The sequence below is a fragment of the Nocardioides sp. WJ219 genome (genome assembly GCF_058559815.1).
Window position 1 is genome coordinate 182,081 of record NZ_JBZUJV010000001.1, and the last position, 25,813, is coordinate 207,893.

General features: G+C 72.8%; 26 protein-coding genes and 1 tRNA gene. 10 read left to right on the top strand and 17 right to left on the bottom strand.

Translation table 11 applies throughout. The features are described from left to right. Positions 1 to 129: 129 nt before the first annotated feature. On the top strand, positions 130 to 771 hold the full coding sequence (locus AC4MBH_RS00860; protein WP_491792435.1) for a sulfotransferase family protein: 642 nt from the start codon (positions 130 to 132) through the stop codon (positions 769 to 771). Positions 772 to 889: 118 nt separating this feature from the next. On the opposite strand, the gene AC4MBH_RS00865 is transcribed toward AC4MBH_RS00860, so the two are convergent. Next, positions 890 to 965: transfer RNA gene (locus AC4MBH_RS00865), tRNA-Gly, on the bottom strand. Between the two features lie 13 nt (positions 966 to 978). Further along, positions 979 to 1,734, bottom strand: a complete 756-nt coding sequence (locus tag AC4MBH_RS00870) for an SGNH/GDSL hydrolase family protein (protein ID WP_491792436.1) — start codon at positions 1,732 to 1,734, stop codon at positions 979 to 981. Positions 1,735 to 1,785: 51 nt separating this feature from the next. Between AC4MBH_RS00870 and AC4MBH_RS00875 the strand changes: the two genes are divergently transcribed. The 4 genes from AC4MBH_RS00875 (at position 1,786) to AC4MBH_RS00890 (ending at position 4,509) form a co-directional block, all read left to right on the top strand. After that, a complete protein-coding gene (locus AC4MBH_RS00875) occupies positions 1,786 to 2,406 on the top strand; it encodes a DJ-1/PfpI family protein (protein ID WP_491792437.1) in 621 nt (206 codons plus the stop codon). Further along, complete coding sequence (locus AC4MBH_RS00880) at positions 2,403 to 2,840, top strand: MarR family winged helix-turn-helix transcriptional regulator (RefSeq protein ID WP_491792438.1); 438 nt, start codon at positions 2,403 to 2,405, stop codon at positions 2,838 to 2,840. The genes AC4MBH_RS00875 and AC4MBH_RS00880 overlap by 4 nt, the downstream gene beginning before the upstream one ends. A gap of 56 nt (positions 2,841 to 2,896) precedes the next feature. Next, positions 2,897 to 3,472, top strand: a complete 576-nt coding sequence (gene dcd, locus AC4MBH_RS00885) for a dCTP deaminase (RefSeq protein WP_491792439.1) — start codon at positions 2,897 to 2,899, stop codon at positions 3,470 to 3,472. 95 nt (positions 3,473 to 3,567) lie between these two features. Beyond that, the gene (locus AC4MBH_RS00890) at positions 3,568 to 4,509 is read left to right on the top strand and encodes a siderophore-interacting protein (protein WP_491792440.1); all 942 of its coding nucleotides are present in this window, start codon (positions 3,568 to 3,570) and stop codon (positions 4,507 to 4,509) included. Between the two features lie 3 nt (positions 4,510 to 4,512). Here the strand turns inward: AC4MBH_RS00890 and AC4MBH_RS00895 are convergent, their stop codons facing one another. The 6 genes from AC4MBH_RS00895 to AC4MBH_RS00920 form a co-directional block, all read right to left on the bottom strand. Then, entirely contained in the window at positions 4,513 to 4,683 is a 171-nt protein-coding gene (locus tag AC4MBH_RS00895) for a hypothetical protein (protein ID WP_491792441.1), read from the bottom strand. Between the two features lie 28 nt (positions 4,684 to 4,711). Next, on the bottom strand, positions 4,712 to 5,536 hold the full coding sequence (locus AC4MBH_RS00900) for a DUF4097 family beta strand repeat-containing protein (RefSeq protein ID WP_491792442.1): 825 nt from the start codon (positions 5,534 to 5,536) through the stop codon (positions 4,712 to 4,714). A 90-nt stretch (positions 5,537 to 5,626) separates the two neighbouring features. Beyond that, a complete protein-coding gene (locus tag AC4MBH_RS00905; RefSeq protein ID WP_491792443.1) occupies positions 5,627 to 6,181 on the bottom strand; it encodes a toxin-antitoxin system HicB family antitoxin in 555 nt (184 codons plus the stop codon). 70 nt (positions 6,182 to 6,251) lie between these two features. Further along, the gene (locus AC4MBH_RS00910; RefSeq protein ID WP_491792444.1) at positions 6,252 to 7,319 is read right to left on the bottom strand and encodes a PASTA domain-containing protein; all 1,068 of its coding nucleotides are present in this window, start codon (positions 7,317 to 7,319) and stop codon (positions 6,252 to 6,254) included. Beyond that, on the bottom strand, positions 7,316 to 7,483 hold the full coding sequence (locus tag AC4MBH_RS00915; RefSeq protein ID WP_491792445.1) for a sigma factor-like helix-turn-helix DNA-binding protein: 168 nt from the start codon (positions 7,481 to 7,483) through the stop codon (positions 7,316 to 7,318). Before AC4MBH_RS00915 ends, AC4MBH_RS00910 begins: the two co-directional genes overlap by 4 nt. Next, a complete protein-coding gene (locus AC4MBH_RS00920) occupies positions 7,480 to 7,824 on the bottom strand; it encodes a sigma factor (protein WP_491792446.1) in 345 nt (114 codons plus the stop codon). The genes AC4MBH_RS00915 and AC4MBH_RS00920 overlap by 4 nt, the downstream gene beginning before the upstream one ends. Before the next feature lie 123 nt (positions 7,825 to 7,947). Here AC4MBH_RS00920 and AC4MBH_RS00925 point away from each other — a divergent pair, with 123 nt between their 5' ends. Then, positions 7,948 to 9,663, top strand: coding sequence for a sodium:solute symporter family protein (locus AC4MBH_RS00925; RefSeq protein WP_491793052.1), 1,716 nt, complete (start codon positions 7,948 to 7,950; stop codon positions 9,661 to 9,663). 13 nt (positions 9,664 to 9,676) lie between these two features. Next, a complete protein-coding gene (locus AC4MBH_RS00930) occupies positions 9,677 to 9,946 on the top strand; it encodes a hypothetical protein (RefSeq protein ID WP_491792447.1) in 270 nt (89 codons plus the stop codon). A 184-nt stretch (positions 9,947 to 10,130) separates the two neighbouring features. On the opposite strand, the gene AC4MBH_RS00935 is transcribed toward AC4MBH_RS00930, so the two are convergent. From AC4MBH_RS00935 to AC4MBH_RS00950, 4 genes are all read right to left on the bottom strand, one after another. After that, positions 10,131 to 10,724, bottom strand: a complete 594-nt coding sequence (locus tag AC4MBH_RS00935) for a hypothetical protein (protein ID WP_491792448.1) — start codon at positions 10,722 to 10,724, stop codon at positions 10,131 to 10,133. Between the two features lie 64 nt (positions 10,725 to 10,788). Further along, on the bottom strand, positions 10,789 to 14,154 hold the full coding sequence (locus tag AC4MBH_RS00940) for a (Fe-S)-binding protein (RefSeq protein ID WP_491792449.1): 3,366 nt from the start codon (positions 14,152 to 14,154) through the stop codon (positions 10,789 to 10,791). Between the two features lie 113 nt (positions 14,155 to 14,267). Continuing rightward, positions 14,268 to 16,820, bottom strand: a complete 2,553-nt coding sequence (locus AC4MBH_RS00945; protein ID WP_491792450.1) for a hypothetical protein — start codon at positions 16,818 to 16,820, stop codon at positions 14,268 to 14,270. A gap of 199 nt (positions 16,821 to 17,019) precedes the next feature. Next, positions 17,020 to 18,324 carry a choice-of-anchor P family protein gene (locus AC4MBH_RS00950; RefSeq protein WP_491792451.1) on the bottom strand — a complete coding sequence of 435 codons (1,305 nt, stop codon included), beginning with the start codon at positions 18,322 to 18,324 and terminating at the stop codon, positions 17,020 to 17,022. Positions 18,325 to 18,524: 200 nt separating this feature from the next. Between AC4MBH_RS00950 and hutH the strand changes: the two genes are divergently transcribed. From hutH to AC4MBH_RS00965, 3 genes are read left to right on the top strand one after another with little or no spacing between them, the layout of a single operon-like run. After that, positions 18,525 to 20,090 carry a histidine ammonia-lyase gene (gene hutH, locus AC4MBH_RS00955; protein WP_491792452.1) on the top strand — a complete coding sequence of 522 codons (1,566 nt, stop codon included), beginning with the start codon at positions 18,525 to 18,527 and terminating at the stop codon, positions 20,088 to 20,090. After that, positions 20,087 to 21,754, top strand: coding sequence for a urocanate hydratase (hutU, locus tag AC4MBH_RS00960; protein ID WP_491792453.1), 1,668 nt, complete (start codon positions 20,087 to 20,089; stop codon positions 21,752 to 21,754). The genes hutH and hutU overlap by 4 nt, the downstream gene beginning before the upstream one ends. Before the next feature lie 8 nt (positions 21,755 to 21,762). Beyond that, positions 21,763 to 22,458, top strand: coding sequence for a GNAT family N-acetyltransferase (locus tag AC4MBH_RS00965; RefSeq protein ID WP_491792454.1), 696 nt, complete (start codon positions 21,763 to 21,765; stop codon positions 22,456 to 22,458). 190 nt (positions 22,459 to 22,648) lie between these two features. Here AC4MBH_RS00965 and AC4MBH_RS00970 read toward each other — a convergent pair whose 3' ends face one another. The 5 genes from AC4MBH_RS00970 to AC4MBH_RS00990 all read right to left on the bottom strand — a co-directional run bounded on the left by AC4MBH_RS00970 (position 22,649) and on the right by AC4MBH_RS00990 (position 25,813). Then, positions 22,649 to 23,317 carry a Type 1 glutamine amidotransferase-like domain-containing protein gene (locus AC4MBH_RS00970; protein ID WP_491792455.1) on the bottom strand — a complete coding sequence of 223 codons (669 nt, stop codon included), beginning with the start codon at positions 23,315 to 23,317 and terminating at the stop codon, positions 22,649 to 22,651. A gap of 88 nt (positions 23,318 to 23,405) precedes the next feature. Further along, complete coding sequence (locus tag AC4MBH_RS00975; RefSeq protein WP_491792456.1) at positions 23,406 to 24,374, bottom strand: glycoside hydrolase family 16 protein; 969 nt, start codon at positions 24,372 to 24,374, stop codon at positions 23,406 to 23,408. Between the two features lie 184 nt (positions 24,375 to 24,558). Further along, the gene (locus AC4MBH_RS00980) at positions 24,559 to 25,053 is read right to left on the bottom strand and encodes a hypothetical protein (RefSeq protein WP_491792457.1); all 495 of its coding nucleotides are present in this window, start codon (positions 25,051 to 25,053) and stop codon (positions 24,559 to 24,561) included. Further along, on the bottom strand, positions 25,050 to 25,385 hold the full coding sequence (locus AC4MBH_RS00985; protein WP_491792458.1) for a winged helix-turn-helix domain-containing protein: 336 nt from the start codon (positions 25,383 to 25,385) through the stop codon (positions 25,050 to 25,052). Before AC4MBH_RS00985 ends, AC4MBH_RS00980 begins: the two co-directional genes overlap by 4 nt. Beyond that, on the bottom strand, positions 25,382 to 25,813 hold the full coding sequence (locus AC4MBH_RS00990; RefSeq protein ID WP_491792459.1) for a hypothetical protein: 432 nt from the start codon (positions 25,811 to 25,813) through the stop codon (positions 25,382 to 25,384). The genes AC4MBH_RS00985 and AC4MBH_RS00990 overlap by 4 nt, the downstream gene beginning before the upstream one ends.

Here is a 25,813-nt window from a genome sequence, read left to right on the forward strand (position 1 = left end):
CGGGTGCGGCCCACGTGGCGTCGGAGCGGGAATCCGCCGGGGACGCGCGCGATGTCGGAAGTCGCCAACCTCCTGGCGGGACCCCTAGGGTCCGGTCAGCCGACCGATGAGGAGTTCTGCGAGATGATCGTGAGCCATCAGCATCGCTTCATCTTCCTCAAGACGAAGAAGACGGCCGGTTCCAGCATCGAGATGGCGCTGTCGCGCTGGTGTGGACCCGACGACGTGATCACGGGCATGGGCGCGACCGACGAGCGGAGACGTGTCGAGCTGGGGGGACGAGGTCGTCAGAACAACGGCTCCCCGCCGCTGGTGGTCCCCGTGCAGCAGCACTCCGGCGCGCGGCGGTGTCTCCGCGCCACGGGGCCGGAGGTCTTCTGGTCCTACTACCGGTTCGTCGTCGAGCGGAACCCGTGGGACGCGGTGGTGTCACTGTTCTACTGGGTCAACCGGCTGGGTGGACGTCACGAGTCGTTCGAGGACTTCCTGAACGGGCCCGAGGTCGTCAAGCTGGCCATCGAGAACTACGGCACGTGGCACATCCACGGCAAGGTCGCCGTCGATCGCGTGCTGAGGTACGAGAACCTGGAGAGCGACATCGCGGAGGTCTGGTCCCTCCTGGGGTTGCCGGGCACGCCGGAGCTGCCGCGAGCCAAGAGCGGTGTCCGTCCCTCGCAGGTCCACTACCGCGAGATGTACGACGACGCGGGACGACGCAAGGTGGGCGACCTGTTCGCCCGCAGCGTCGACGCGCTGCACTACACGTTCTGACGAGCTGATGGAGCGGGTGACGAGACGCGAGCTCGCGACTCGAGCTCGCGACTCGAACTCGAGGGAGTGTCGCGCTCTGGTGAGGGTGCGTGGGTGGGGGTCGCTGACCTGGACCCCGTGGAGCGGATGACGAGACTCGAACTCGCGACATCGACCTTGGGAAGGTCGCGCTCTACCAACTGAGCTACATCCGCAGTGGGGCAGATGCTAGCCCAGGTGCAGGTACGTCGGGTGGCGCGGGTCGAGGCCGTCGCCGGAGGAGCGGCCGGTGAGGCGGCGGTGCACCCACGGGGCGGCGGAGGTGCGCGCCCAGGTGAGGTGGTCGCGCACCGTCGTCGGGGCCGGGTCGGCGAGCACGACGGGCTCGAGGTCGTGGGGCACGTCGAGCAGGTCGAGGACGGCGGCGGCCATGTGCTGGTGGCCGGCCGGGCCCATGTGCATGCGGTCGGGGTCCCAGTAGCCCCAGTCGCGGTACTCCCGCATCCGCCAGAAGTCGACGACGTCCGCACCGTGCCGGTCGGCGCTCTCGCGCACCAGCTCGTTGTAGAGCGCGAACCGGCCGCGCAGCAGCCGGTACGTCGCCGAGCCGCCGGGGTCGAACGCGGTCCAGACGAGCAGCCGCGCGCCGGTGGCGGCCAGCTCGCCCAGGGCTACGTCGTACGCCGCGACCAGGTCGTCGAGGTCGACCTGCGGGCGCAGGATGTCGTTGGCGCCGGCGTAGACGGTGACCAGGTCGGGCTGGAGCGCGACGGCCGGACCGACCTGCTCGTCGACGACGCCCCGCAGCTTGCGTCCGCGGATCGCCAGGTTGGCGTAGCCGAAGTCGGGCACGTCGCGCCCGAGCACCTCCGCGACGCGGTCGGCCCACCCGCGGACGCCGTGGGGCCGGGTCGGGTCGGGATCGCCGACGCCCTCGGTGAAGGAGTCGCCGAGGGCGACGAAGCGGCGGTAGGGGTGGGTCACGCGCCCATGGTTCCATTGACAGGACACTGTCATTCATGACAGTCTCCTGTCATGATCAGTACCGACCACACCGTCCACGTCGCCGTCCCGGACACGCTCGCCGACTGGGAGATCGGCTACCTCACCGCCTACCTCCGCAACGGCGCCTACCAGCGCCACCCCGGCGCGTACGCCGTCGCGACCGTCGGTCTCGACCGCACCCCGATCACCACGATGGGCGGGCTCACCGTGCAGCCCGACCTCGCCCTCGCCGACCTCGACCCGGCCGCCAGCGCGATGCTCGTGCTGCCGGGCGCCGCGACCTGGGAGTCGGGCGAGCTCGACGGCTTCGTCGGCGCCGCGCGCCGGTTCCTCCTGGCCGGCACGCCGGTCGCCGCGATCTGCGGGGCGACGTACGCGCTCGCGGCGGGCGGCCTGCTCGACGCCCGCCCCCACACGAGCAACGACCCCGGCTACCTCGCCTCGTCGGGGTACGCCGGCGCCGGGCACTACGTCGCCGAGCCGGTCGTCGTCGACGGCGACCTGGTCACGGCCTCCTCGGTGGCCCCGGTGCACTTCGCAGCCGCGGTCTTCGCGCGGCTCGGCTCGCACGACGACGCCGTGCTGGCCTCGTGGACCAAGCTCTTCGCCGACCGCGACCCGGCGGGGTACTTCGAGCTCGAGCCCGCGTGACGCCCGAGCAGGAGGTGCTGGCGACGGCGGCGCTGACGTCGTTCCGGCTCAACGGCCGCTTCCTGGCCCTCGCCGAGGACCTCGCCCGCCCGGCCGGCCTCACCGCCGCGTGGTGGCAGGTGCTCGGCGCGGTGCTGGCCGAGCCGCTGCCGGTCTCGGGCATCGCCCGGGCGATGGGGCTGACCAGGCAGAGCGTCCAGCGCATCGCCGACCTGCTCGTCGACCGCGGACTCGCCGAGTACGCCGACAACCCCGCGCACGCGCGCGCCAAGCTGGTCGTCGTCACGCCGGCCGGCCTCGACGCCGTACGCCGCATCGACCCGGCGCACCGGGTGGCCGCGGAACGGCTGGTCGCCGAGCTGGGCGCCGACCGGGCGCGGGAGGTCGTCGCCGCGCTCACCGAGCTGGCCGAGGTGATGGACCGGCTGTCGTAGTGGCCGCCCGCGGGCATCCGACCGGCGGTGTGCCACCGCGCCGGTAGGGTGCGTGCGTGCTGCTGTCAGACCGCGACATCCTGTCCGAGATCGACGCAGGACGGGTCGCGCTCGAGCCCTGGGACCCCGGCATGCTGCAGCCGTCGTCGATCGACGTACGGCTCGACCGGTTCTTCCGGGTCTTCGAGAACCACCGCTACCCGCACATCGACCCCGCCGCCGACCAGTCCGACCTGACCCGGGTGGTCGAGCCCGAGGGTGACGAGCCGTTCATCCTGCACCCCGGCGAGTTCGTGCTGGGGTCGACGTACGAGGTGGTCTCGCTGCCCGACGACATCGCCGCCCGGGTCGAGGGCAAGTCGTCGCTGGGCCGGCTCGGCCTGCTCACCCACGCCACCGCCGGCTTCGTCGACCCCGGCTTCTCCGGCCACGTCACGCTCGAGCTGGCCAACGTCGCGACGCTCCCGATCAAGCTCTACCCCGGCATGAAGATCGGGCAGTTCTGCTTCTTCCGGCTCTCCTCGCCGTCGGAGCACCCCTACGGCTCGGCCAAGTACGGCTCGCGCTACCAGGGCCAGCGGGGGCCGACGCCGTCGCGGTCGTACCAGAGCTTCCACCGGACGCCGATCTAGCGGGTGCAGGTTTCCCCGGTGCACCGGGTAACCCGACACGTCCCCGCGAGGTAAGGTCAGCCTAAGTAAGCCTGACCTCAGCCCGAAGGACACCGATGACCAGCACCACCGCCGGCCTGCCCCTGCTGCTGGAGGAGGTCGAGTGCGTGAGCGTCGAGCGGCTCTCGCCGAGCTTCGTGCGGGTCGAGCTCGCCTCGCCCGCGCTGAAGGACCTCGGCGTCGAGGGGCGGTTCTACGACCAGCGGATCAAGCTGATCTTCCCGCACGAGGGCTGCTCGCTGCCGTCGCTCGAGGGCGTCGACGAGTCGTGGTTCGGCACCTGGCTCGACCGGCCGGTCGAGGAGCGCGGGCACATGCGCACCTACACGATCCGCACCGTCCGCGGCGCGGGCGAGCAGACCCGGGTCGTGGTCGACCTCATCGTCCACGAGGGCGACTGCGGGCCGGGAGGCTCCTGGGGTGCGACCGCCGCGGTCGGTGACCGGCTGCTGATGATGGCGCCGCGCGCCGGTGTGCCCTACGGCGGCATCGAGTTCGTCCCGGACGACGCCCGGACGCTGCTGCTGGTGGGCGACGAGACCGCCGTGCCGGCCATCTCGGCGATCCTCGAGCAGCTCGACCCCGACGCGCAGGGCACGGCGTTCCTCGAGGTCCCGGTCTCCGGCGACGTGCTGCCGCTGCAGCACCCGGCCGGCATGCAGGTGCGGTGGCTGCCGCGTGACGGTGCGCCGCGCGGGGAGGCGATGCAGGCGGCGGTCCTGGAGCACCTCGGCACCCGGCCCGCGCCGATCCGCGTCGACGACGACGAGGTCGACCCCGACCTGTGGGAGACCCCGGCCTACTCCTCGTCGGGGGAGGACGTCGAGGCGCCCTACCGTCCGGTGGGCCACGACGTCGACGGGCTGTACGCCTGGATCGCCGGGGAGTCCAAGGTGGTCACCGGCCTGCGGCGGGCCCTGGTCAAGGACCTCGGCATCGACCGTCACCAGGTCGCGTTCATGGGCTACTGGCGCCTCGGCGTCGCGATGAGGTCCTGACCCTCAGGCCTCCAGCCGGTCGGCGACCGAGCGGACCCGGTCGGCCAGCCGCTGCCGCCGGTCGCGTCGGCGGGCGGTCGCCAGGGCGGTGCGGTGGCGGGTCGCGCGGTTGAGGGTCGGCGCGGAGCGGTTGCGGCGCAGCTCGTAGGCGAGCAGCTCGTTGGCGTCGTTCATGGTGGTGCTCCTTCGCGATGTCTGTCGGTCAGTGCTGGGTAAGGACGATGTCGCCGCTGAGCGTCTTGGCCAGCAGCTCGACGTAGTCGGCGCCGGGCTCCGGCTCCCCGACGCCCTCGAGGGTGGAGTGGATGTGGCCCGAGACCGTCGTGATGTCGGTCCACACCGGGACGCCGGCCGGCACGCCGACGCGGACGTCGCCCGAGGCGGCCTTGACCTGCACGCGGCCGGCCGAGACGGACTCGATCCGGAGGTCCCCGTCGCCGGTCGTCAGCCCGACGTCGGCGTGGGCGTGCCCGATGCGCAGGTCGCCCGAGCCGGTCTTGACGGCGGTGGGGCCGCCGGCGTCGTCGATCTGGACGTCGCCCGACCCGGTCGAGACCGAGACCGCGGCGAGCGCGGTGCGGACCACGACGTCGCCCGACCCGCTCTTGACCCGCAGCTGCTGCTCGGCGCGCTCGACGGTGACGTCACCCGACCCGGTCTCGACCAGCGAGGCGCCGCCGAGGGTCTCGAACGAGGCGTCGCCCGACCCGCTGCGCACCTGGACGTTGCCGACCCGGCCGGTGGTGCGCACGTCGGCGCTGCCGACCTTGGTCACCAGGTCGCTGCCGGTGGGCAGCGTGACGACGACCTCCAGTCGCCGCTCGCCGCCGAGGAACCCGCCGCGGTGCTTGGGGGCGACCACGCGCAGGGTGCGGCCGTCGAGCTCGACCTGGGTCTCCTCGGCGTCGGGGCCGTGGAGCTCGACCCGGCTCTCGGTGGTGTCGACGGCGCGGACCTCCACGAGGCCCTTGCCGTTCTCGACGTAGAGCTCGATCGGCTCGTGGGTCTCGAACTGGTGGTCGGTCATGGCGCTCCTCGAGGTGGTGGTGGGTGTGCTCGTCCGCGGGGCCGGCCTGGCGCCGGTCCCGGGTGGAGGGAGTGGGGTGGTGCGGGTCGGTCAGATCCAGCCGGTCATCCGGCGCTGGCCGCGGCTGGGGAAGGGGTTGGGGCCGCCGAAGAACGGCAGGTTGGACAGGTCGATGTCGACGTTGATGGCGGCCTCGCCCGACCCGCGGGTCGCGCCGCGCACCACGTTGACCAGCCACGTGTTCAGCGACTGGCCGGCGGCCGCGGCGGCGTCCTCGGCCTTGCCCTTGACGGCCTCGGGCAGCCGCAGGGTGATCCGGGCGGTGCCGCCGTCGTCGACGTCGTCGGGCGGGGACGGCGGCAGCGGCGGGGCCGGGGGAGCGGGCGGGGCAGGCGGGCCGGCGACGGGCTGGTCGACGACGAACGCGAGCTCGCGGCCGTCGAGCCGGACGTCGACGCCGCCGGCGGGCATCTCGGCGGTGATCTCCGAGCAGGCCTGGCTGATCGCCTCCATCAGGGCCAGCCGGGCGGCCGGGTCGAGGGCGAACCCGAGCCGCTCGGCAGCCGCCCGCAGCTCGTCGCCCGCCCCGTCGGCGGCCGCGAGCAGGTCGCGGCGCAGGTGGTCGACGTAGGGGGTGAGGTCCATGCGCACCACGATGACATCATCGTGGTGTCACGTCAAGGCGCGTTGACGTCACCATTGACGCCGAGTGGTGTCACCCGGTGCAGGCGGTGAGCACCGTCGTCGTGGCCGAGGCGCGTTGGGCGACCACGACGTCCCCGGTGCACGTGTCGTCGCGCTGCACGACGACGTCGGCCCCGGTCAGGCGCAGCGCCTCCGACGCGACGCCGACCGCCGCGCCGCGGACGTCGGGCGCTGCCGCGGCAGGCGGACCGTCGGCCAGCTCGACGGCGGTGATCCGCCGGTCCTCGTCGAGGTAGACGTCGACCACGCCGCACGAGCGGGGATCTCGGCGGGTCTGCGGCGGCGTGCCGAGGACGAACGGCGGACCGGGTCGCTCCAGGCGGCGCGCACAACGGTCGGACCAACCGGGTGCGCCGTCGGTCAGACCCAGGGTGCCGGTGCGGCCGAGGAGGTCCTCGAGCGCCACGAGCGCGTCGAGCGGACGACGGCACACGTCGTCGCGGCAGACCTGCCACGCCCTCGGGTCGGCGGCCTCGGCCGCGGAGATGGTGGTGCGCCCTGCCGGGGTCTCGAGGACGACCTCGCCGGCGACCGACAGCGCGGGCCCGGCCCCACGGGCGAAGGCCAGCAGCCGGTAGGGCAGCTCCTGGTGGTCGGCGACGCAGTCCAGGGTGCCGAGCGAGCTGCCCCGACGGCTGACCCGGTCGCCGGCCACCCGGAGCGTCACCGTCGCCCCGGGGTCGACCACCGTGCCCACGGCGGGGGTGGTGGCGAAGGCGTCGCCGTCACGGAGCCCGCAGCCGACGAAGCCGGTACCCTCGGCGCGCACCTGGTAGCCCCTGCCCTCGAGGAGGTCGCGGGCCTGGGCCTCGCGGAGGCCCGCGACGCCCGGCAGCGGCCAGGCGCCCGAGGTGGGTCCACGGGCCGCCGTCGTGCTCGTCGCCGGCGCGACCGGACCGTCGTCGCTCCCCGTGGACGCGACCGTGACCGTGGCGGCGACCGCGGCGACCGCGGCCGCGGCCGTCGGACGCAGCCACCGACGGCGTCGGCCGGCGACGTCGCGGAGCGGTCCGGACGGGCCGACCTCGATGGTCTCGGCCGCAGCGTCGAGCAGTCGGCGGGCCTGGGTCTCGTTCACGGGGTCACGTCCTGGAGGTGGTGGCTGGCGCCGAGCGCGGCGAGTGCCCGCGACGTCCGGCTCTTGACGGTGCCGGGGGCCACGCCGAGCGCCGTAGCGGTGTCGCGCTCGGAGAGGTCGGCGTAGAACCGCAGCACCAGCACCTGGCGGTGGTCCGGGGTCATCGAGGCGAGCGCCTGGCGCACGGCCAGGCCGAGCGCGAGGTCGACCTGCGTGCCTCCTCGGAGAGGTCGGCCGTCGGCCGCTCGCCCGTCCACCGGCGGGCCCGGGCGTCGGAGAGCACGTTGACCAGGACGCGGTGCACGTAGGCGTCGGGCCGGTCGGCCCGCACCACACGCGTCCACGACCGGTAGCAACGCAGGAGGGCCACCTGGACGACGTCCTCGGCGTCGGCGACCGGACAGCCGAGGAGCACGGCGGTGCGTACCAGCCGTGCTCGGCGTGCGGCGACGTACTGGTCGAAGTCCACGGCCACCTCCTCACCCTCCTCGACCGATCGGGGCATGCATCGGTTCCCACCGCTCGGCCACGACCTAACGGGTGGAGAGCACCGCTAGGACGAGGTCCTAGGTTCGGGAGGCTTCATTCCTGCTCGGGAGGACATCCCATGGTCGCCGTACCCCCGCCCCTGGCCGCGGACACGATCATCGACGCCAACGTCGTCGACTACCTGATCGTCGCGCTCTACTTCGCCTTCGTCCTCGGCATCGGGCTGCTCGCGCGGCGTCAGGTGAGCGACTCGGTGGACTTCTTCCTCTCCGGGCGCTCGCTGCCGGCGTGGGTCACCGGGCTCGCGTTCGTCTCGGCCAACCTCGGGGCCGTCGAGATCATGGGGATGTCGGCCAACGGCGCGGAGTACGGCCTGCCGACCGTGCACTACTTCTGGATCGGCGCGATCCCGGCGATGCTCTTCCTCGGCGTCGTGATGATGCCGTTCTACTACGGCTCCAAGGTGCGCTCGGTCCCGGAGTTCATGCTCCGCCGGTTCGGCAAGCCGGCCCACCTGGTCAACGCGATCTCGTTCGCCGTCGCCCAGCTGCTCATCGCGGGCATCAACCTCTACCTGCTCGCCAGCATCATCGAGGCGCTGCTCGGGTGGCAGCTGTGGGTCTCGCTGGTCGTGGCCGCGGTGGTCGTGCTGGCCTACATCACCCTCGGCGGCCTGAGCGCCGCGATCTACAACGAGGTGCTGCAGTTCTTCGTGATCGTGGCCGCGCTGCTGCCGCTGACCCTGATCGGGCTCAACGAGGTCGGTGGCTGGAACGGCCTCAAGGACAAGATCACCGAGGCCTCGCCCGACCAGGCCGCGGCCGACGCCCAGCTCAACAGCTGGCCCGGCTCCAACCTGACCGGCTTCGACTCCGACCTGCTGTCGGTGATCGGGATCGTCTTCGGTCTCGGCTTCGTGCTGTCGTTCGGCTACTGGACGACGAACTTCGTCGAGGTCCAGCGCGCGATGGCCTCCGACTCGATCTCCTCGGCGCGCAAGACCCCGATCATCGGTGCCTTCCCCAAGATCTTCGTCCCGTTCATCACGATCGTGCCCGGCATGATCGCCGCCGTCCTCGTCGCCGAGATCGCCAAGGTCAAGGGCGGCGGCAGCGTCAAGGACCCGACCGGAGCGGACGTCGAGTTCAACGACTCGCTGCTCTACCTGATGCGCGACGTGCTGCCCAACGGTCTGCTCGGCATCGCGATCGCCGGCCTGATGGCGGCGTTCATGGCCGGCATGGCCGCCAACATCTCGGCGTTCAACACGGTCTTCAGCTACGACCTGTGGCAGTCCTACGCCGTCAAGGACCGCGAGGACGGCTACTACCTCAAGGTCGGCCGGCTCGCGACCGTGGGGGCGACGGTCATCGCGATCTTCACCGCCGGCCTGGCGTCCAACTTCTCCAACATCATGGACTACCTCCAGACCCTGTTCGGCTTCTTCAACGCACCGCTGTTCGCGACGTTCATCCTCGGCATGTTCTGGAAGCGGATGACCGCGACCGCCGGCTGGGTCGGCCTCGTCGCCGGCACCCTGTCGGCGGTGCTGGTGGCCTTCCTCAGCGAGGACGCCTTCGGCTCCGCCAGCCTCGGCGTGCTGCCGCTCGAGGGCCAGGGCGCCTCGTTCGTGGCCGCGGGTGCGGCGTTCGTCGTCGACATCGTGCTCAGCATCGTCGTCTCGTTGGCCGGCACGCCCAAGCCGGTCTCGGAGCTCAAGGGCCTCGTCTACTCCGAGACGCCCCGCGAGGACCTGGTCGACCCCCACGAGGCCGGCTACCCGTGGTACCGCCGCACGCTCCCGCTCGCCGGCATCGCGCTCGCGTTGGTCGTCGTGCTCAACTTCGTGTTCTGACCTGGAGGAAGACATGGCCGAGAAGAAGCACACCGCCGGCGCGCTCGACATCCGCAACGTGATCGGGGCGCTGCTCGCGCTGTACGGCGTCATCCTGCTGGTGACCCGCCTGGTCTCCGGCGACGAGGGCGGGGCGAAGACGACGGGCGTCAACGCCAACCTCTGGGCCGGGCTCGCGCTGCTCCTGGTGGGTGGCGGGTTCCTGCTGTGGTCGCGGCTGCGTCCGGTCGTGGTGCCCGAGCACGTCGCGACGCCCGAGGACCTGCCGCCGCCGAAGCACTGACGGCTCGGGGTCGGTGGTGGGGCGGCCGGTGCATGGATCCCCGGTGCACCGGGGAAACCCGCGCTCCGCGGGCAGAACTTCGCCCGCGAACCGTCAGGACGACCCCCCGAACCCCCGCGGCCGGTCGTGGCGCCCGGGTACCTCGCGACGTCCGAGGACCCGGCGCCGGCGCAACATCGACGGCTCACGGCTCGGACGCCTGGAGGTCGGCCGCGACGATGCGGCCGGCGTCGTCGAGGAACAGCCGGACCGCGACGTGGTCGACGCAGGTGCTGCCCCGGGTCAGCGTCACCGCGCGCAGACCGGCCAGGCCGGCCGGGAGCGGAGGACCGGGTGCGAGGCAGGGGTGCCGGGGCGGGGCGGTGCCGAGGGTGACCCGTCCGCTGGCGAACGGCCGGAGCAGGTCGAACGGGCACATCCATCCGGCGTAGGTGCCCGCCGCGGGACAGACCCGCCAGCGCCTGTGGTCACCGACGGCGTGCCGACGCACGACCGCCACCACCTCGTGGCCGACGAGCAGCAGGACCCGGCGCGACGCCGTCGGCGGCGGCCCGCCGCGGGCCAACCCCACGAACGACTCGGCCGCGCGGCGCTGCGCCTCGGGCAACCCGTGCACGCCGACCAGGCGTGGCGGCTCGACAGAGGGGATGGGACGGGGCGTGGGCGCCCCGCTGCTCGGCGACGCGCTGGCGGCGGGGGAGCGCTGGGGGCTCGGGGGCGACGGCGTCGAGCACGCCGTCAGGGCGAGGGTGGCCAGCAGCAGCGCGATCCGGGTCATGCCCGGACGACGCACGAGGGCCGCCCCGGGTTGACCGGGACGGCCCACGTGCGGTGCGGGTGGCTCAGAGGTCGAAGAGCGAGCCTCCGCCGATCTCCACGTCGGTGCGCGGCTGGTGGGCCGGACCGCTGGCCTGCGGCTTCGGGTCGGACTCCTCCGCGGCGGCCTCGGACTCGGACGCATCGGGCTCGGTGTCGTCGGCCGCCGCGGCGGTGGCCGCCGCGCTGACCGCGGCGCCGCCGGACAGGGTGCCGGGCGCGCCCTCGTCGCTGGACGACGTCTCGGTGGCCGTGTCCTCCGGCTCGGTGGGCTCGGGCGTGCTGACGCTCGTCCGGGGTGCCGCTGCCGCCGGCTCGGGGGCCGGGATGTCGAACAGCGAACCGCCCTGCGGGATCTCGGCCGACGGGGCAGCCGACGGCGCGGGCTCCACCGCCGCCGCTGCCTCCGGCGCCGGCTCGGGCTCCGGAGCGGTCGGCTCGGGGGTCGGCTCCGGGGCCGCAGCCGCCGGCTCGGGCTCGGGCTCGGGCTCGGGCGCCGCGATGTCGAACAGCGAACCACCGGAACCCAGGTCGACGGTGGGCTTCGCCGCCGGCGCCACGGCCCGCGGCTCGGGCGCGGTCTCGACCGGCGCCGCGGCCGTCGGTGCGGGCTGGGGCTCCGGCTCCGGCTCGTTACCACCGATGTCGAAGAGCGAGCCGCCGGAGCCGAGGTCGGTCGCCGGCTTCGCCGGCGTCTCGGTCTTCGTCTCGGTCTTCGTCTCGGTCTCGGCAGCAGGCTTCGCGGGCTCGGCCTCGGGCTCGTCGCCGCCGAGGTCGAACAGCGAACCGCTGGATGCCTTCGCCGCGGGCTTGGCGGGCTCGGTCGGCTCGGCCTCGGGCTCGTCGCCGCCGAGGTCGAACAGCGAACCGCTCGATGCCTTCGCGGCGGGCTTGGCGGGCTCGGTCTCGGGCTCGTCGTCCCCGGCGTCGCTCAGGTCGAACAGCGACCCGCCCTTCGAGGCCGGCTTGGCGGCCTGGGCCTCCTCGGCCGGGGTCTTGTCCTCGGCGGTGGTCTCGGCGCTGTCGGTGGGGGTGTCGAACAACGAGCTGCCGCCCGACGCCTTCGCCGCCGGACCGGCGTCCTCGGTGGCGACCACGGTGTCCTCGGTGATCGTCACGTCGCCGGCCTCGGGCTCGGCCTTGGTCGCCACGGACTGCGCGGACTGCCCGTTCTGGCCGCCGGCACCGGGGGCGAGCTTGGTGGCCTGCTCGCCCTTGACCGAGGCCAGCAGCATCTGGGCGACGTCGAGGACCTCGACCTCCTCGCGGGCACCGCCGTCGGACTGCATCGAGGTGAGCCCGTCGGAGAGCATCACCCGGCAGAACGGGCAGCCGACCGCGATCTGGTCGGCACCGGTGCCGACCGCCTCGGCGGTGCGGTTCTCGTTGATCCGCGACCCGAGCGTCTCCTCCATCCACATCCGGGCACCACCGGCGCCGCAGCAGAAGGACCGCTCGGAGTTGCGCTCCATCTCGACGTACGACGCCCCGGGCAGCACCTGCAGCAGCTCGCGCGGCGGCGAGTAGACGCCGTTGTGGCGGCCGATGAAGCACGGGTCGTGGTAGGTGATCGAGCGCTGGTGCGCACCGGCGCCGTCGGCGACCGGCGTCAGCTTGCCGTCGCGCACCAGGCGGTTGAGCAGCTGGGTGTGGTGGACGACCTCGAGCTCGATGCCGAAGTCGCGGTACTCGTTCTTGAGCGTGTTGAAGCAGTGGGCGCAGGTCGAGACGACCTTCTTGACCTTGAACTCCTTGAACACCTCGATGTTCTGCTGGGCGAGGCCCTGGAAGACGAACTCGTTGCCGGCCCGGCGGGCGGAGTCACCGGTGCAGGTCTCGTTGTTGCCGAGCACGCCGAAGGAGACGCCCGCGATGTCGAGCAGCTCGGCCACCGCGCGGGTGGTCTTCTTGGCGCGGTCCTCGTAGGCGCCGGCGCAGCCGACCCAGAACAGCCAGTCGACCGATTCGAGCGACTCGAGGTCCTCGCCGACGACCTTGACCTCGAACGGCAGGTCCTTGGCCCAGTCCATCCGGGCGGAGGCCGACATGTTCCAGGGGTTGCCCTTGTTCTCCATGCCCTTGAAGAGCTGGTTGAGCTCGGCCGGGAAGTTGTTCTCGACCAGGACCTGGTAGCGGCGCATGTCGACGATGTGGTCGACGTGCTCGATGTCGACCGGGCACTGCTCCACGCAGGCACCGCAGTTGACGCACGACCACAGCACGTCCGGGTCGATCACGGCCGACCCGTTCTCGGGCATGTAGAACCAGTCGTCGCCGGTGTCGCCGACCAGCGGGCGGTCGAGCTCCTTGACCAGGGTGTCGTTGCCCTCGAGCAGCGCCGCGCGCTTGTCATCGGAGGCGATGGTGTGCGGACCCCGGGCGTACGACGCGTCGCGGAGCGCCATGATCAGCAGCTTGGGCGACAGCGGCTTCTCGGTGTTCCACGCCGGGCACTGGCTCTGGCAGCGACCGCACTCGGTGCAGGTCGCGAGGTCGAGGGTGCCCTTCCAGGTGAAGTCCTCGACGCTGCCGACGCCGAGCTTGGTGTCCTCGTCGACGTCGTCGATGTCGTCGAGGGTCAGCACCTTGCCGTCGGCGATGAGGTTCTTGACCGCGCCGAGGGCGACCGGACGTCGTCCGAACAGCACGTTGATCGGGGCGATGAAGACGTGCAGGTGCTTGGAGTTGACCACCTCGACCAGGAACACGAACATCACGGCGATGTGCAGCAGCAGGCCGATGCCCTCGAGCAGCTCGAGGGTGCCCTCGCCGAACCCGTCGAGGAGCTTGCCGACCCCCTGCGAGGCGTAGGCGCCGTTGCCGTAGGGGAGGTTTCCCATCGCCGCCGCGGCGCCCCGGAAGAAGAACATCGTCCAGACGACGTTGAAGATCAAGAACAGCACCAGGTAGGCGCCGAAGAGCTTGGACCGGAAGAACCGCGAGTCGCGGCCGAGCTTGTTGGGCGAGTTCTTCATCCGGATCTGCCAGAAGGCGAGGATCCCGAGCAGCGCCAGCAGCGCGATGGTGTCCTGGGCGAAGCCGATGACGTCCCACGTGCCGACGACCGGGATGTGCCAGGCGGCGTTGCCGGAGATCAGGATGCCGAACGCCTCGAGGTAGACCGTGCCCAGGATGATGAAGGCGTAGAAGACCGAGGCGTGGGCGGCGCCGGGCACCGACCACTTGAGCAGCTTCTTCTGGCCGACCACCTCGACCAGCTGGGTCTTGAGCGCGAGGCCGAGCCGGCTGGTCACGCCCTTGATCCGGTCGGGGGCGGGTTCGCCGGCGGTGATCAGGCGGAACAGGAACACGATCCGCTTGCCGGCGAGGGCGAGCCCGACGATCGTCATGAGCAGGGCGACGAGGCGGACCCAGAGGTCTAGCTGATGCACGACGGCACTCCCAACTGGCACGGCCCGCGCGGCACGGGCAGGTCGCAGCCTAGGGGCCGCACCGCGCAGGGACGCCGGGTTCCCGGCGTGAGAAGGATCCTACTGGCTGGTAACTACGCGCGGACCGCGGCCACCCGACCCTGGGGGGTGAACGTGATCGTCACCAGCACCCGGGGACGGCCAGGAGCCTTCGCGCAGACGCCGTAGTCGCGTCCGAGCCGGCGGAACGGCTGGCCCACGGCACGCATCACCTGGGTGGTGCTCATCCCGCGGCGGACGAGGCGGGAGACCTGGCCGACGTTCTTGCGCAGGCCGGGGTTGCGGCAGGAGTCCGGGGCGATGCCGGTGGCGCGCTCCCACATCTGCAGGTAGGCCTCGGCCCCCCGCGCCATGTCGTCGCGGATCGCCGGGCCGTCGGCCGGTCGGGTGGCGCCGGCGACCTTGGTGAGGTCCTGGACCCAGTCGGGGTACAGGCCGTACTGGGCGACCCCGTCACGGTTGATGTCGTAGACCCGTCTCCCGGCGCGCTGCTTGCGCACGCTGATGCCGTTGAGTCCGCGGAACGGGTAGGTCACCGGGTTGCGCACGCCGACGCCGCGGGGGGCGCCCTGCGCGCCGAGGCCGTTGATGTCGGCCCCGAAGCCGATGCCCCAGTAGTAGCGGGGGTCGGCCCAGCCGATGTGGCGGCGCCACTTGTCGACGAAGCCCGTGGAGTCGCCGGCGTACGGGGCGATGAAGCCACCCGCCCGGTAGATGCGGGGGTAGGCGTCGGGGGTCGACCACGAGTGGCTCGAGAGCACGCCCGGGTGGTCGAGCCGCTCGATGACGTCAAGCGCGGCGCGGCGGGCCTTGACGCTGAGGTGGTCGGGGTCGAAGAGCATGTCGCGCCGCACCAGGGCGCGGATGGTGTGCGCGCCGAGCGACGTCAGGCCGCGGGCGTTGCAGTGGTTGGGCGGCGGGTAGAGCGGCGTGGCCGGGAGCAGCCCGCCGAAGAGCTGTCCGATCGCGCCGAAGATGGCGTCCTGGCCGGGGGCGCCGCCCGGCAGCGCGACCTGGTTGCGGTCGGAGCTCTCGGTGGTGGCGGGCGAGCAGGTGCGCATGTCCCAGAAGGTGCCGGTCTCGAGGAAGTTGGCGGCGTTGATGGCCACCCCTGTCGGGCCCTCGTCGCCCGCGACGCCGCCGAGGGCGTTGTCGAACTTGTTGACCAGCTCCATCTGCCGCACGCCCAGGCGGTGCATCTGGTCGATCTGGCGGGTGATGTCGGCCGCGGTGCAGGCGGGGACGTCGGAGCCGAGCACCGCCTTGAACGTGCAGCCGAAGGGCACGCTCGTCTCGATGCCCATGACCACGGCGAGCTTGCCCTGGTTGATCACCCGGCGGGCCTCGAACGGCGAGCGGACGATCCGGTAGAAGCCCTTGCCGGGCCCGCCGAACTGGGCGTCGATGTAGTTCTGGAACTCATACATCCGGCGGGCCTGCAGCCGGATGGAGTCCATGTCGTCGCAGCTGTTCTTCTTCAGCGGGTAGATCTCGCAGAGCTTGTTGTTCTCGACCAGCAGGTTGACGAACAGGCGCTGGCCGCCGCGCCAGGCGCGCTCCATCCAGCGGTAGTAGGTGCCCTCGTGGGTCAGCGAGTCGGGTGCGGGCCAGTCCTTGAACGTCGGCCAGCCGACGGGGTCGTGGCTCGGTGAGCCGGAGAGGACCGACTCGAGCAGCGCGCCGTTGCCGCCGGTGACGGTGTGGTCGGGACAGTCGACGAGCGCGGCCTCGACGCCGTACTCGTGCCAGGGGCGGCCGCAGTGGGCCCGGCCGCCGAGGAACTCGAAGGCCATCCCGTGGGTGTGGGCGTCGACGTACCCGCGGACCTCCTGGAAGGAGGTCACGCCGGCGTGCGGGTTGCCGCCGATGTCGATCTGGGACTCGGGGAAGGACACGCAGGGGTCGACGCGGCGCAGCGCGAACGCCGTGGGCCGGGCGCCGAGACCCACCGCCGAGCCGCGGACCTGCAGGTAGCGGCCGCCGCGCAGGCCGAGGACGAACCCCGCGCGGGTGCGGCGCACGGTCCACTCGGCGTCGGGGCTGGGGTCGGCGTCGACCCCGAGGCCGTCGCTGCCGGCGAGGAACGTGCGGCCGTGGGAGTAGAGGAGGTAGGACCCGAGCCGGGTGGCCTGGAAGCGGAACCGCGTCGCCCTGCGGGTGCCGACCGCGGCGACCCGGACGCCCGCACCGGTACGCCGGACGAAGCGGCCCGGTGCCGGGCTGAGCACGTAGCACCCGCCGGCCATGGCGTAGCGGTCCTGGGGGACGTCGCGCCGGGTCTGGACGGGCGGCACCGTGGTCAGCCGGGGGTCGGGCAGCCGGCGCTCGGAGGCGACGTACGCGGCCGCGGCGCGGGCCTGCGCCGCGGTCGTGGGGTCGCGGGTCTCCTTGCCGCGCTCACCGCTGCGGGCCAGGGCGTTCTGGTAGCGCGGGTCGTGGGTGTGGACGGGGGTGCCGGGCGGGTCGGTGTGGGGGACCCCGGCCTCGGCCTTGGCCTGTTCGTGGGCCTCGCGCAGGGACGCCGTCTGGCGGCCGGCGGAGGACGGCAGCGCCAGGGCGGTCACGACGACGGCCACGGCGACGGCGAGCGCCGCCACCACGCGACGGAGGGGTGTCTGGGTGTCCATGCGTTCCACCTCGGAGGGAGAGCAGACGAGGACCGCAGCGGCCGCCGTCGGGTCATCGTAGGACTCGCCGACGCCCTCCGGGCCGGATCACGAGAGGTGGGGAAAGCGCCGACCCGTCGTACAGGTACGACGGGTCGACGTCGAAAACGCGCTGACCCGTCGTACATGTACGACGGGTCAGCGTGGGGTGTCGCAGGGGTCAGCGGCCGGCGGGGACCCCGGGACGGATGCCGAGCTCGGCCACGCCGAGGTCGACGACGGCACCGGTGCCGTCGAGGACCTTGATCCGCAGGCCGATCACGCGCAGGCCGTTGGCGGTGCGCTTGACGACGCGGTCGTCGAGCTCGACCAGGCCGGGGATGGTGATCTTGCCGAGCGCCGGGAACGACAGCTTGCGCCCGTCGAGGGTGATGTCGAGGACCGTGCTGCCCTTGGTGCTGCGGGTGAGCCGCCCGCGGTCGCGCTTGACGGTGGCGACGCCGATGATGCCCTCGATCTTGATCCGGCCGTCGAAGAGCTCGACACCGGCGACGCGGCCGGCGGCGGTGCCCGTGGCCACGCGCGGGCGGTTGCTGGTCCGGTGGCCGGCCGCGAGACCGCTCACGGCGCCGAGGTCGCCGAGGTCGACGCCGGCGGTGTTCTTGAGCTTGGCGTCGTTGCCGCGGCACGGGACGATCGCGAGCGGGTTGCGGCCGATCTTGAGGTTGTCGTCGAGGCCGCGGGCCTCCAGGCCGGCCGCGTAGCCCTTGAAGACGCCCTGGCGGATGCCGCCCTGGATCTGCGCGAAGGTCCGGGCGACCCGGGCACGCGTGCCGAGCGGGAGCACCTTGACGTCGATGACGTTGGCCTCGATCCGGGCCGAGCTGCCGGTGACCGACCTCCGGCTCTTGCCGAGCGAGAGCGTCAGGAGCCCGGGGATCGTCAGGGTCTCGCCGGGAGCCGGGATGGCCAGCGTCCGGGCGGGCACGCCCGCGGCCCGCAGCGTGATCCGGGCGATCTCGTTGTCGACGGCGGTGCCGAACCTGCCGTTGCGGTTGAACGCGCGGCTCTCCGACTTGATGCCGGTGACCTCCAGCGCACCGAGGCTCGGCAGGCCGATCGTCAGCTTGGCGATCGAGTGCCTCGCGTAGGACGAGACGGTGCCGCCGCGCCGCTCGGTCCAGACCCGGGAGCGGACACCCTCGACCTTGCCGAGGCCGGGGAGGGTCTGGTCGGCCACGTAGTTGACGCGGTTGTCGCCGGCGAAGTTGGTGCAGCCGATCCGCTGGTAGGCGGTGTCGTCGGAGTTGGCGGGCAGCTGGCCGCCCTCGACCCGGGTGCCGTAGGCGGCACCCGCGAGCGCGAACTTGGTGCGCACCTTGGCCGCGGGGGCGGGGGCCGCGGCGGCGAGACGGTCGGCGGGGCCGGTGGGGGCGGCAACAGCAGCGGGCAACGAGCTGAGGCAGAGGACGGCAGCAGCGATCGCTGCGGTCGCTGCGGGGAGTACGGGGAGTGTGCGGCGCATGGTGGGGGCTCCTTCGGGGGAGAGGCGCTCCTGGGGGGTGAAGCGGTGTGCGGTGGGGGTTGCAGCGGAATGCTGTGGGGGGGAGTACCCCGCGTGCGCGAGCCCGATGCAGTTGTCTTGTGGTGGTCTAGTCGTGGTCTGGTCACGACCCAGCGAAGCCCGCGGTGGCCCGCGGCGTGCCCGCGGCGTTGGATGGACCCATGGCAACCTCACCCCCGACCACCCCACCGACGACCGTCGTCGTGGGCACCGGACCGGTCGATCCCGCCGACCTGCTCGCCGTCGCGAGGTACGGCGCCGCGGTCGAGCTCGGGCCCGACGCGCTCGCCGCGATCGACCGGTCGCGCGCGGTCGTCGAGGCGCTGGCCGCCGGGCCGACGCCGACGTACGGCGTCTCCACCGGGTTCGGCGCGCTCGCCACCCGGCACATCCCGCCCGAGCAGCGCGCCCAGCTGCAGCGGTCGCTGGTGCGCTCGCACGCCGCCGGTTCCGGGCCGGAGGTGGAGCGCGAGGTGGTGCGGGCGCTGATGCTGCTGCGGCTCTCGACGCTGGCGACCGGCCACACCGGTGTACGCCGCGAGACCGCCGAGCTGCTGGCCGCCCTGCTGTCGCACGGCATCACGCCGGTGGTCCACGAGCACGGGTCGCTCGGCTGCTCCGGTGACCTGGCCCCGCTGTCGCACTGTGCCCTGGCGCTGATCGGGGAGGGGCCGGTGCGCGACGCCGACGGCGCGCTGGTCGAGGCCGGTACGGCGCTCGCCGCCGCGGGCCTGCGTCCGGTCGAGCTCGCCGCCAAGGAGGGCCTCGCGCTGATCAACGGCACCGACGGCATGCTCGGCATGCTGGTGCTGGCGTTGCAGGACCTGCGGCTGCTGCTGCGCACCGCCGACGTCGCCGCCGCGATGTCGGTCGAGGGGCTGCTCGGCACCGACCGGGTCTTCGCGGCCGGGCTCCAGGCGCTGCGGCCCCATCCCGGGCAGGCGGCCTCGGCGGCCAACCTGGCTCGCATCCTGGCCGGGTCGGGGGTCGTCGCGTCGCACCGCGGTCCCGACTGCAACCGGGTGCAGGACGCCTACTCGCTGCGCTGCGCGCCGCAGGTGCACGGCGCGGCGCGTGACACCGTCGAGCACGCCGCCACGGTCGCGGGCCGCGAGCTGGCCTCGGCGGTCGACAACCCGGTGGTGCTGGGCGATCAGGTCGAGTCCAACGGCAACTTCCACGGCGCCCCGGTCGGCTACGTGCTCGACTTCCTGGCGATCGCCGCGGCCGACGTCGCCTCGATGAGCGAACGGCGTACCGACCGGTTCCTCGACAAGGCCCGCAACCACGGCCTCCCCCCGTTCCTCGCCCACGACCCCGGCGTCGACAGCGGGCTGATGATCGCGCAGTACACGCAGGCCGCGATCGTCTCGGAGCTCAAGCGGCTCGCGGTGCCGGCGTCGGTCGACTCGATCCCGTCCAGCGCGATGCAGGAGGACCACGTGTCGATGGGCTGGTCGGCCGCACGCAAGCTGCGTCGCGCCGTGGACGGGCTGACCCGGGTCGTCGCGGTCGAGGTGCTCGCCGGCGCCCGTGCCCTCGAGCTGAGAGCACCGCTCTCGCCGTCGCCGGCGACGGCCGCGGTCGTCTCCCTCCTGCGCGGCGCCGGGGTGGCCGGCCCCGGTCCCGACCGCCACCTCGCCCCCGAGATCGAGGCCGTCGTGAACCTCGTCGCCGACGGCGCCGTCGTCGCCGCCGTCGAAACCCAGATCGGAGAGCTCCAGTGACCCACGAAGCCAACCCTCGCCTGCCGATCCGCGCTGCACGCGGCAGCGACCTCACGGCCCGGTCGTGGCAGACCGAGGCCCCACTGCGGATGCTGATGAACAACCTCGACCCCGACAACGCCGAGCGTCCCGAGGACCTCGTCGTCTACGGCGGCACCGGCAAGGCGGCGCGCGACTGGCCGTCGTACGACGCCCTGGTGCGCACGCTGACCACCCTCGCCGACGACGAGACGATGCTGGTGCAGTCGGGCCGCCCGGTGGGCGTGATGCGCACCCACACCTGGGCGCCGCGGGTGCTGATCGCCAACTCCAACCTGGTCGGCGACTGGGCCAACTGGGAGGAGTTCCGGCGGCTCGAGGACCTCGGGCTGACGATGTACGGCCAGATGACCGCGGGGTCGTGGATCTACATCGGCACCCAGGGCATCCTCCAGGGCACCTACGAGACGTTCGCGGCGGTGGCCGACAAGCGCTTCGGCGGCACGCTGGCCGGGACGATCACCCTGACCGCCGGGCTCGGCGGCATGGGTGGCGCCCAGCCGCTCGCGGTGACCATGAACGACGGCGTCTGCATCTGCGTCGACGTCGACCAGGAGCGCATCACCCGCCGCATCGAGCACCGCTACCTCGACGAGCAGGCCGACTCCGTCGACGACGCCGTACGCCGGGCGGTCGCCGCGCGCGACGAGCGGCGGCCCCTGTCGATCGGTCTGCTGGGCAACGCCGCCGAGGTGTTCCCGCTGCTGCTCGAGCAGGGCGCCCCGATCGACGTCGTCACCGACCAGACCTCGGCGCACGACCCGCTGTCCTACCTGCCCGTCGGCGTCTCCGTCGACGACTGGCACGCCGCGGCCGACCGTGACCCCGGCGGGTTCACCAAGGACGCGCAGGCGTCGATGGCCGCGCACGTGCGGGCCATGGTGGAGTTCCAGGACCGCGGCGCCGAGGTCTTCGACTACGGCAACTCGATCCGCGACGAGGCGCGCAAGGGCGGCTACGACCGGGCGTTCGAGTTCCCGGGGTTCGTGCCGGCGTACATCCGGCCGCAGTTCTGCGAGGGTCGCGGGCCGTTCCGGTGGGCCGCGCTCAGCGGCGACCCGGCCGACATTGCTGCCACCGACCGGGCGGTCCTCGAGCTGTTCCCCGATGACGAGCGGCTGCGCCGCTGGATCACCATGGCCGGCGAGCGCGTGGCGTTCCAGGGCCTGCCGGCCCGGATCTGTTGGCTGGGCTACGGCGAGCGGCACCGCGCGGGCCTGCGGTTCAACGAGATGGTCGCCTCCGGCGAGCTCTCGGCGCCGGTGGTGATCGGGCGCGACCACCTCGACTGCGGCTCGGTCGCGTCGCCGTACCGCGAGACCGAGGCGATGCTCGACGGCTCCGACGCGATCGCCGACTGGGCGCTGCTGAACGCGCTCGTCAACACCGCCTCCGGCGCGACGTGGGTCTCCTTCCACCACGGCGGAGGCGTCGGCATCGGCCGGTCGCTGCACGCCGGACAGGTCTGCGTCGCCGACGGCACCGCGCTGGCCGCGGAGAAGCTCGCGCGGGTGCTGACCAACGACCCCGGCATGGGCGTCATCCGTCACGTCGACGCCGGCTACGACCGCGCGGTCGAGGTGGCCGACGAGCGCGACGTCCGGGTGCCGATGCGGGAGGGGTGAGGAGGCGCGTGCTCACCCTGGAGGACGTGTTCCCGCCGTTCGCGCTGCGGATCCGCGGTGGCCCCGTGGAGCTCAGGGTCCTTCGCGACGACGACCTCCCCGCCCTCGTCGAGCTCGTCCGCGACGGCATCGAGGGCTCGGACCTGCCGATGCCGTTCCTCAGTGCGTGGCACCAGGAGCCCTTCGCACCCGGTTCGCCCGACGGGTTCCCGACGACGTCGCTGAGGTGGTGGTGGACGCAGCGATCGACCTTCACACCCGACGAGTGGCGCCTCGCCCTGGTGGTCCGTCGCGACGGCGAGCTCGTCGGGGTGCAGGACCTGCACGCGAAGGACTTCGCCCAGACGCGCGTCGTCCTGACGGGCTCGTGGCTGGGGAGAGCCCACCAGGGGAGGGGGACCGGCACGCTGATGCGGCAGCTCGCGGTCGGGTTCGCGTTCGACGAGCTCGGCGCCGTCCAGTGCGAGTCGGGCTTCATCGTCGGCAACCACGCGTCGGCAGCGGTCAGCCGCAAGGCCGGGTACGTCGACAACGGCCGTCGCCGGATCGTGCAGCACACCAGGCAGGGCAAGGTCGGGGTGGACGAGCAGCGCGTCGTCGTGACGCCCGCTACGTTCGTCCGCCCCGACGGCCCGGTCTCGGTCGAGGGGGCCGACGTCCTGCGCCGGTTCCTGGGGATCCACCGCGACCCCACTGGCTCCTAGCGACGCTGCCCGGACGTCTTCTCCGACGGGGTCGAGGACTTCATCGCCGAGTCCCGCTTCTGCTGGGGACAGCAACGGCTCCTGACGGAGAGGCCGTGGGGAGAGCACGGCTGACGGTGCCGTCCTGTGCGGGCGGATGAGCACGACGAGGTGTCGGTGCTCCGAGGATCGCCACGACGACCTCGCGGGGTCAGGCGGGGAACAGCCGCCAGCTGCCCTCGGAGACGACGTCGACGGCTCCGTCGACCACCCGGATCGCGGTCTCGTCGTCGATCGCGTATCCCGGGTGCGGGATGGCGGCCGCCCATCGCTCCGCCTCGGCCATGGTGTTCCCCGGTAGGCCCTCGGGTGCCAGGTGCGGGAAGATCGAGAAGTCGACGACGCCCAGCGCCTGGTCGTCACCGGTGGGCGACTCCCACTCGACGAACCCCTGCCCGATCCGCGGGGTCAGCACCATGCTGCCGGCGCTCAGCCCCACCCAGACCGTGTCGCGCAGCGACGGCACCAGCTCCGCCAACCCCGACTCCCGCATCCAGTGGCACAGGTAGAGGGCGTCACCGCCGGCCACCAGCAGGACGTCTGCCTCCCGGACCCAGGGGACCCAGCGCTCCTCCGCGATGCTGGGCAGCGCGGTGAGCTCCAGGACCCCCACGGACCGCCACCCCAGCCCGCACATCGGGAGGGGGGACTGACCGCTGATGAAGCTCCACGCCCCCTCGGGAGTGAGCGCGGGATGCCCGTACTGCGCCGTGGGGATGCAGAGGGCGCGGGAGTCGCCGATCGGGCTGCCCAGGAGGTCGGTCAGCGCGTCGCGGATGCTCGGGTTCGTGACGCCGGCGGACGTGAGCAGAAGCCGCACACTGCCTCCTCAGGATGACGCTCCTGACGCGCAGCGAGCGTCCGGAGCCCGGGTGGACGTGGATCCAGACCGGGCGACCAGGAGGAACTCATCGACCGACGGGTCGGCCGTCCTGGTCAGGGCTCCGGACCGTGACGCCGTCGACGACGCCCTGGCCGTACATCCGGACGTAGTCGATCTTCATCGCGGCGGGGAACCTGGTGGCCCGGCCCGGCCTGCCGGGCCAGTCACCGCCGACGGCGACGTTCATCAGCAGGTGCATGTCCTGCTCGAAGACCCAGTCCCGCTTCGAGGGGAGGTCCCGTGGCGTGAGGGTGAAGTAGGGCTCGTCGTCGACCAGCCAGGTGATCCGCCTCGGCTCCTTGACCACGGAGTAGAGGTGGAAACGCCTGCTCGCGCGGCCGCCGAGGTCGACGGTGCCGCCGAGTCCGTCCTCGTTGAAGTAGGTCGGCCCGTGTGCCGTGCCGTAGGCGGTGCGGGGCTCGCCGCCGACGACCTCGACGATGTCGATCTCGCCCTGCTTGGGCCAGACCCGGCCGTTGTTGCCCAGCATCCAGATCGCCGGGAGCAGGCCCCTGCCGGTGGGGATCTGGGCGCGGACGTCCACGCGCCCGTAGGTCAGCGACACCGTCCCCTCGGTGGTGAGCCGGGCCGAGGTGTAGGCACACCGGCCGCGTGGCCAGCACGGCAGGTGCGTACGACGTCCCGCCCGCTTGGCGCTGATCACCAGCTTGCCCGACCCGTTCAGCGCCGAGTTCGCGGCCCGGGCGGTGTAGTACTGCAGCTCGTTGTTCCACCAGCCCTGCTGGCGCCGGTTGCCGACCTCGCTGTGCCACGTGCCGGCGTCCGGGCGGGTGCCGGAGCGCCCGGTGAACTCGTCGGCCCAGAACGGTTCGCTCGCCGGGCTGGCGACCGTCTTCGCCGTCGGGGGCTCGGACGCGGTCACGTGCACCGCGCCGGCGCCGGCTGCGGTCACGGCGACCGCGGCCAGCGCGGTGAGGACGGCGGCGGTCCTGCGGTTCGCTCGGCGTCGCTCGGTGCTGCGGACGCGCGTCATGGTCTCTCCCGTTCGGTTGGCGGCACGCCGCGGCCCGAGGAGCTCGGGGCGTGACGCGGCGCTGCGGTGCCTGATCCGACCGCGGGTCACGTCCCACGTCGAGGGCAACCCTAGGGCTCGGGGGCAACCCGGCTCGACGCAGGCGACGCCTCGCCCTGACCCGTCCAGGACCGGGGTGGTCCTGTCAGCCTGCCCCGGCCGCCCCGCCGGCGGAGTCGCCCTCCGAGGCGCGGCGAGCGACCAGCCCGAGCCCGATCAGCACGGCCACGTCGTCGGGGACGGCGACGTCGGAGACCTCGATCGCGCCGGTCGTCCTGAGGACGCCGCCCAGCCTCAGGCTCAGTACTTCGGTGTCGTCGGCGGCGGCCCAGTGGTAGCGACGCCGGAGCACGCCGCTGGTGGTGAGGCGGTAGTGCCGCCCGTGGACCTCGGCGGTCCCCCTGCCCCGGGTGCCGGCCCGGCGGAGCTCGCCCACGGTGCCGCCAGGGGAGTCGGCCCGCACGGTGCGTCCCCACAGGCCCAGCGTCGTGAACGTGAGCCGTTGGTGCCCGAGGTCCAGCTGCGCCGAACGCCTGAGGAGGCCGCTGAACACGATCCGGCCCTCGGGTGTGCCGGCCTCCTGCAGGTCCAGCGACGAGCCGGTGAGGCCGGTCTGGGTCACGGCGATCGTCCGCGTCATCGGGTGGACTCCTCGGCTGCGTCGACCGTCGCGGTCGCGGGTCCGACGATCTCGCGCAGCGTGTCGAGGTGGTCGTGGAAGGCGGTCCGGCCCTGCGGGGTGAGGCTGAGCCAGGTGCGGGGCCACTTGCCGACGTGGCCCTTGCGGATGGCGACGTACCCGGCCTGTTCCAGGGTCGAGGCCTGGCGTGACAGGAGGGAGTCGCTGATCCCCAGGGTGTCGCGGAGGAACCGGAACTCGAGCTCGTCTGCCTGGGCCAGACCGGCCAGGAGGGAGAAGCGCACCGGCTGGTGGACCAGGTCGTCGAGACGGACCCGCGGGTGCGTGGTCATGCGCTGTCCCGGAGCTGCCGGGCCCAGGACAGGAAGGGCGCCGCGCCGACGATGCCGCCGACGGTGAAGGCGAGGTCGAGGGTCGGGTCGAGCACGGTGCCGAGGCCGATCACGGCGGCGGCCGCCCAGAGCCCGAGTGCCCACTCGACACGGACCGGGGTGCTGCGTGCCCGTACGCGTTGGTACCGGCGCAGGTAGGGGACGTGGGTGGCCACCGTGACGGCGAGGGCGACCAGCACGAGGATCGCCCCCACGGCGCCGGCGAACCCACCCACGCCGTTGAGGTCGACGGCCAGGCCGAGGAGGAGGATCGTGAGACCCGTCGCGACGTAGAGGGGACGCTCCTGCGGTGCCCTGGCGCGTACGGCCGTCCCGACCGCCGCTGCGTCGTCCAACAAGGCCGCGGCGTCGCGTCGCGTCAGGTCCAT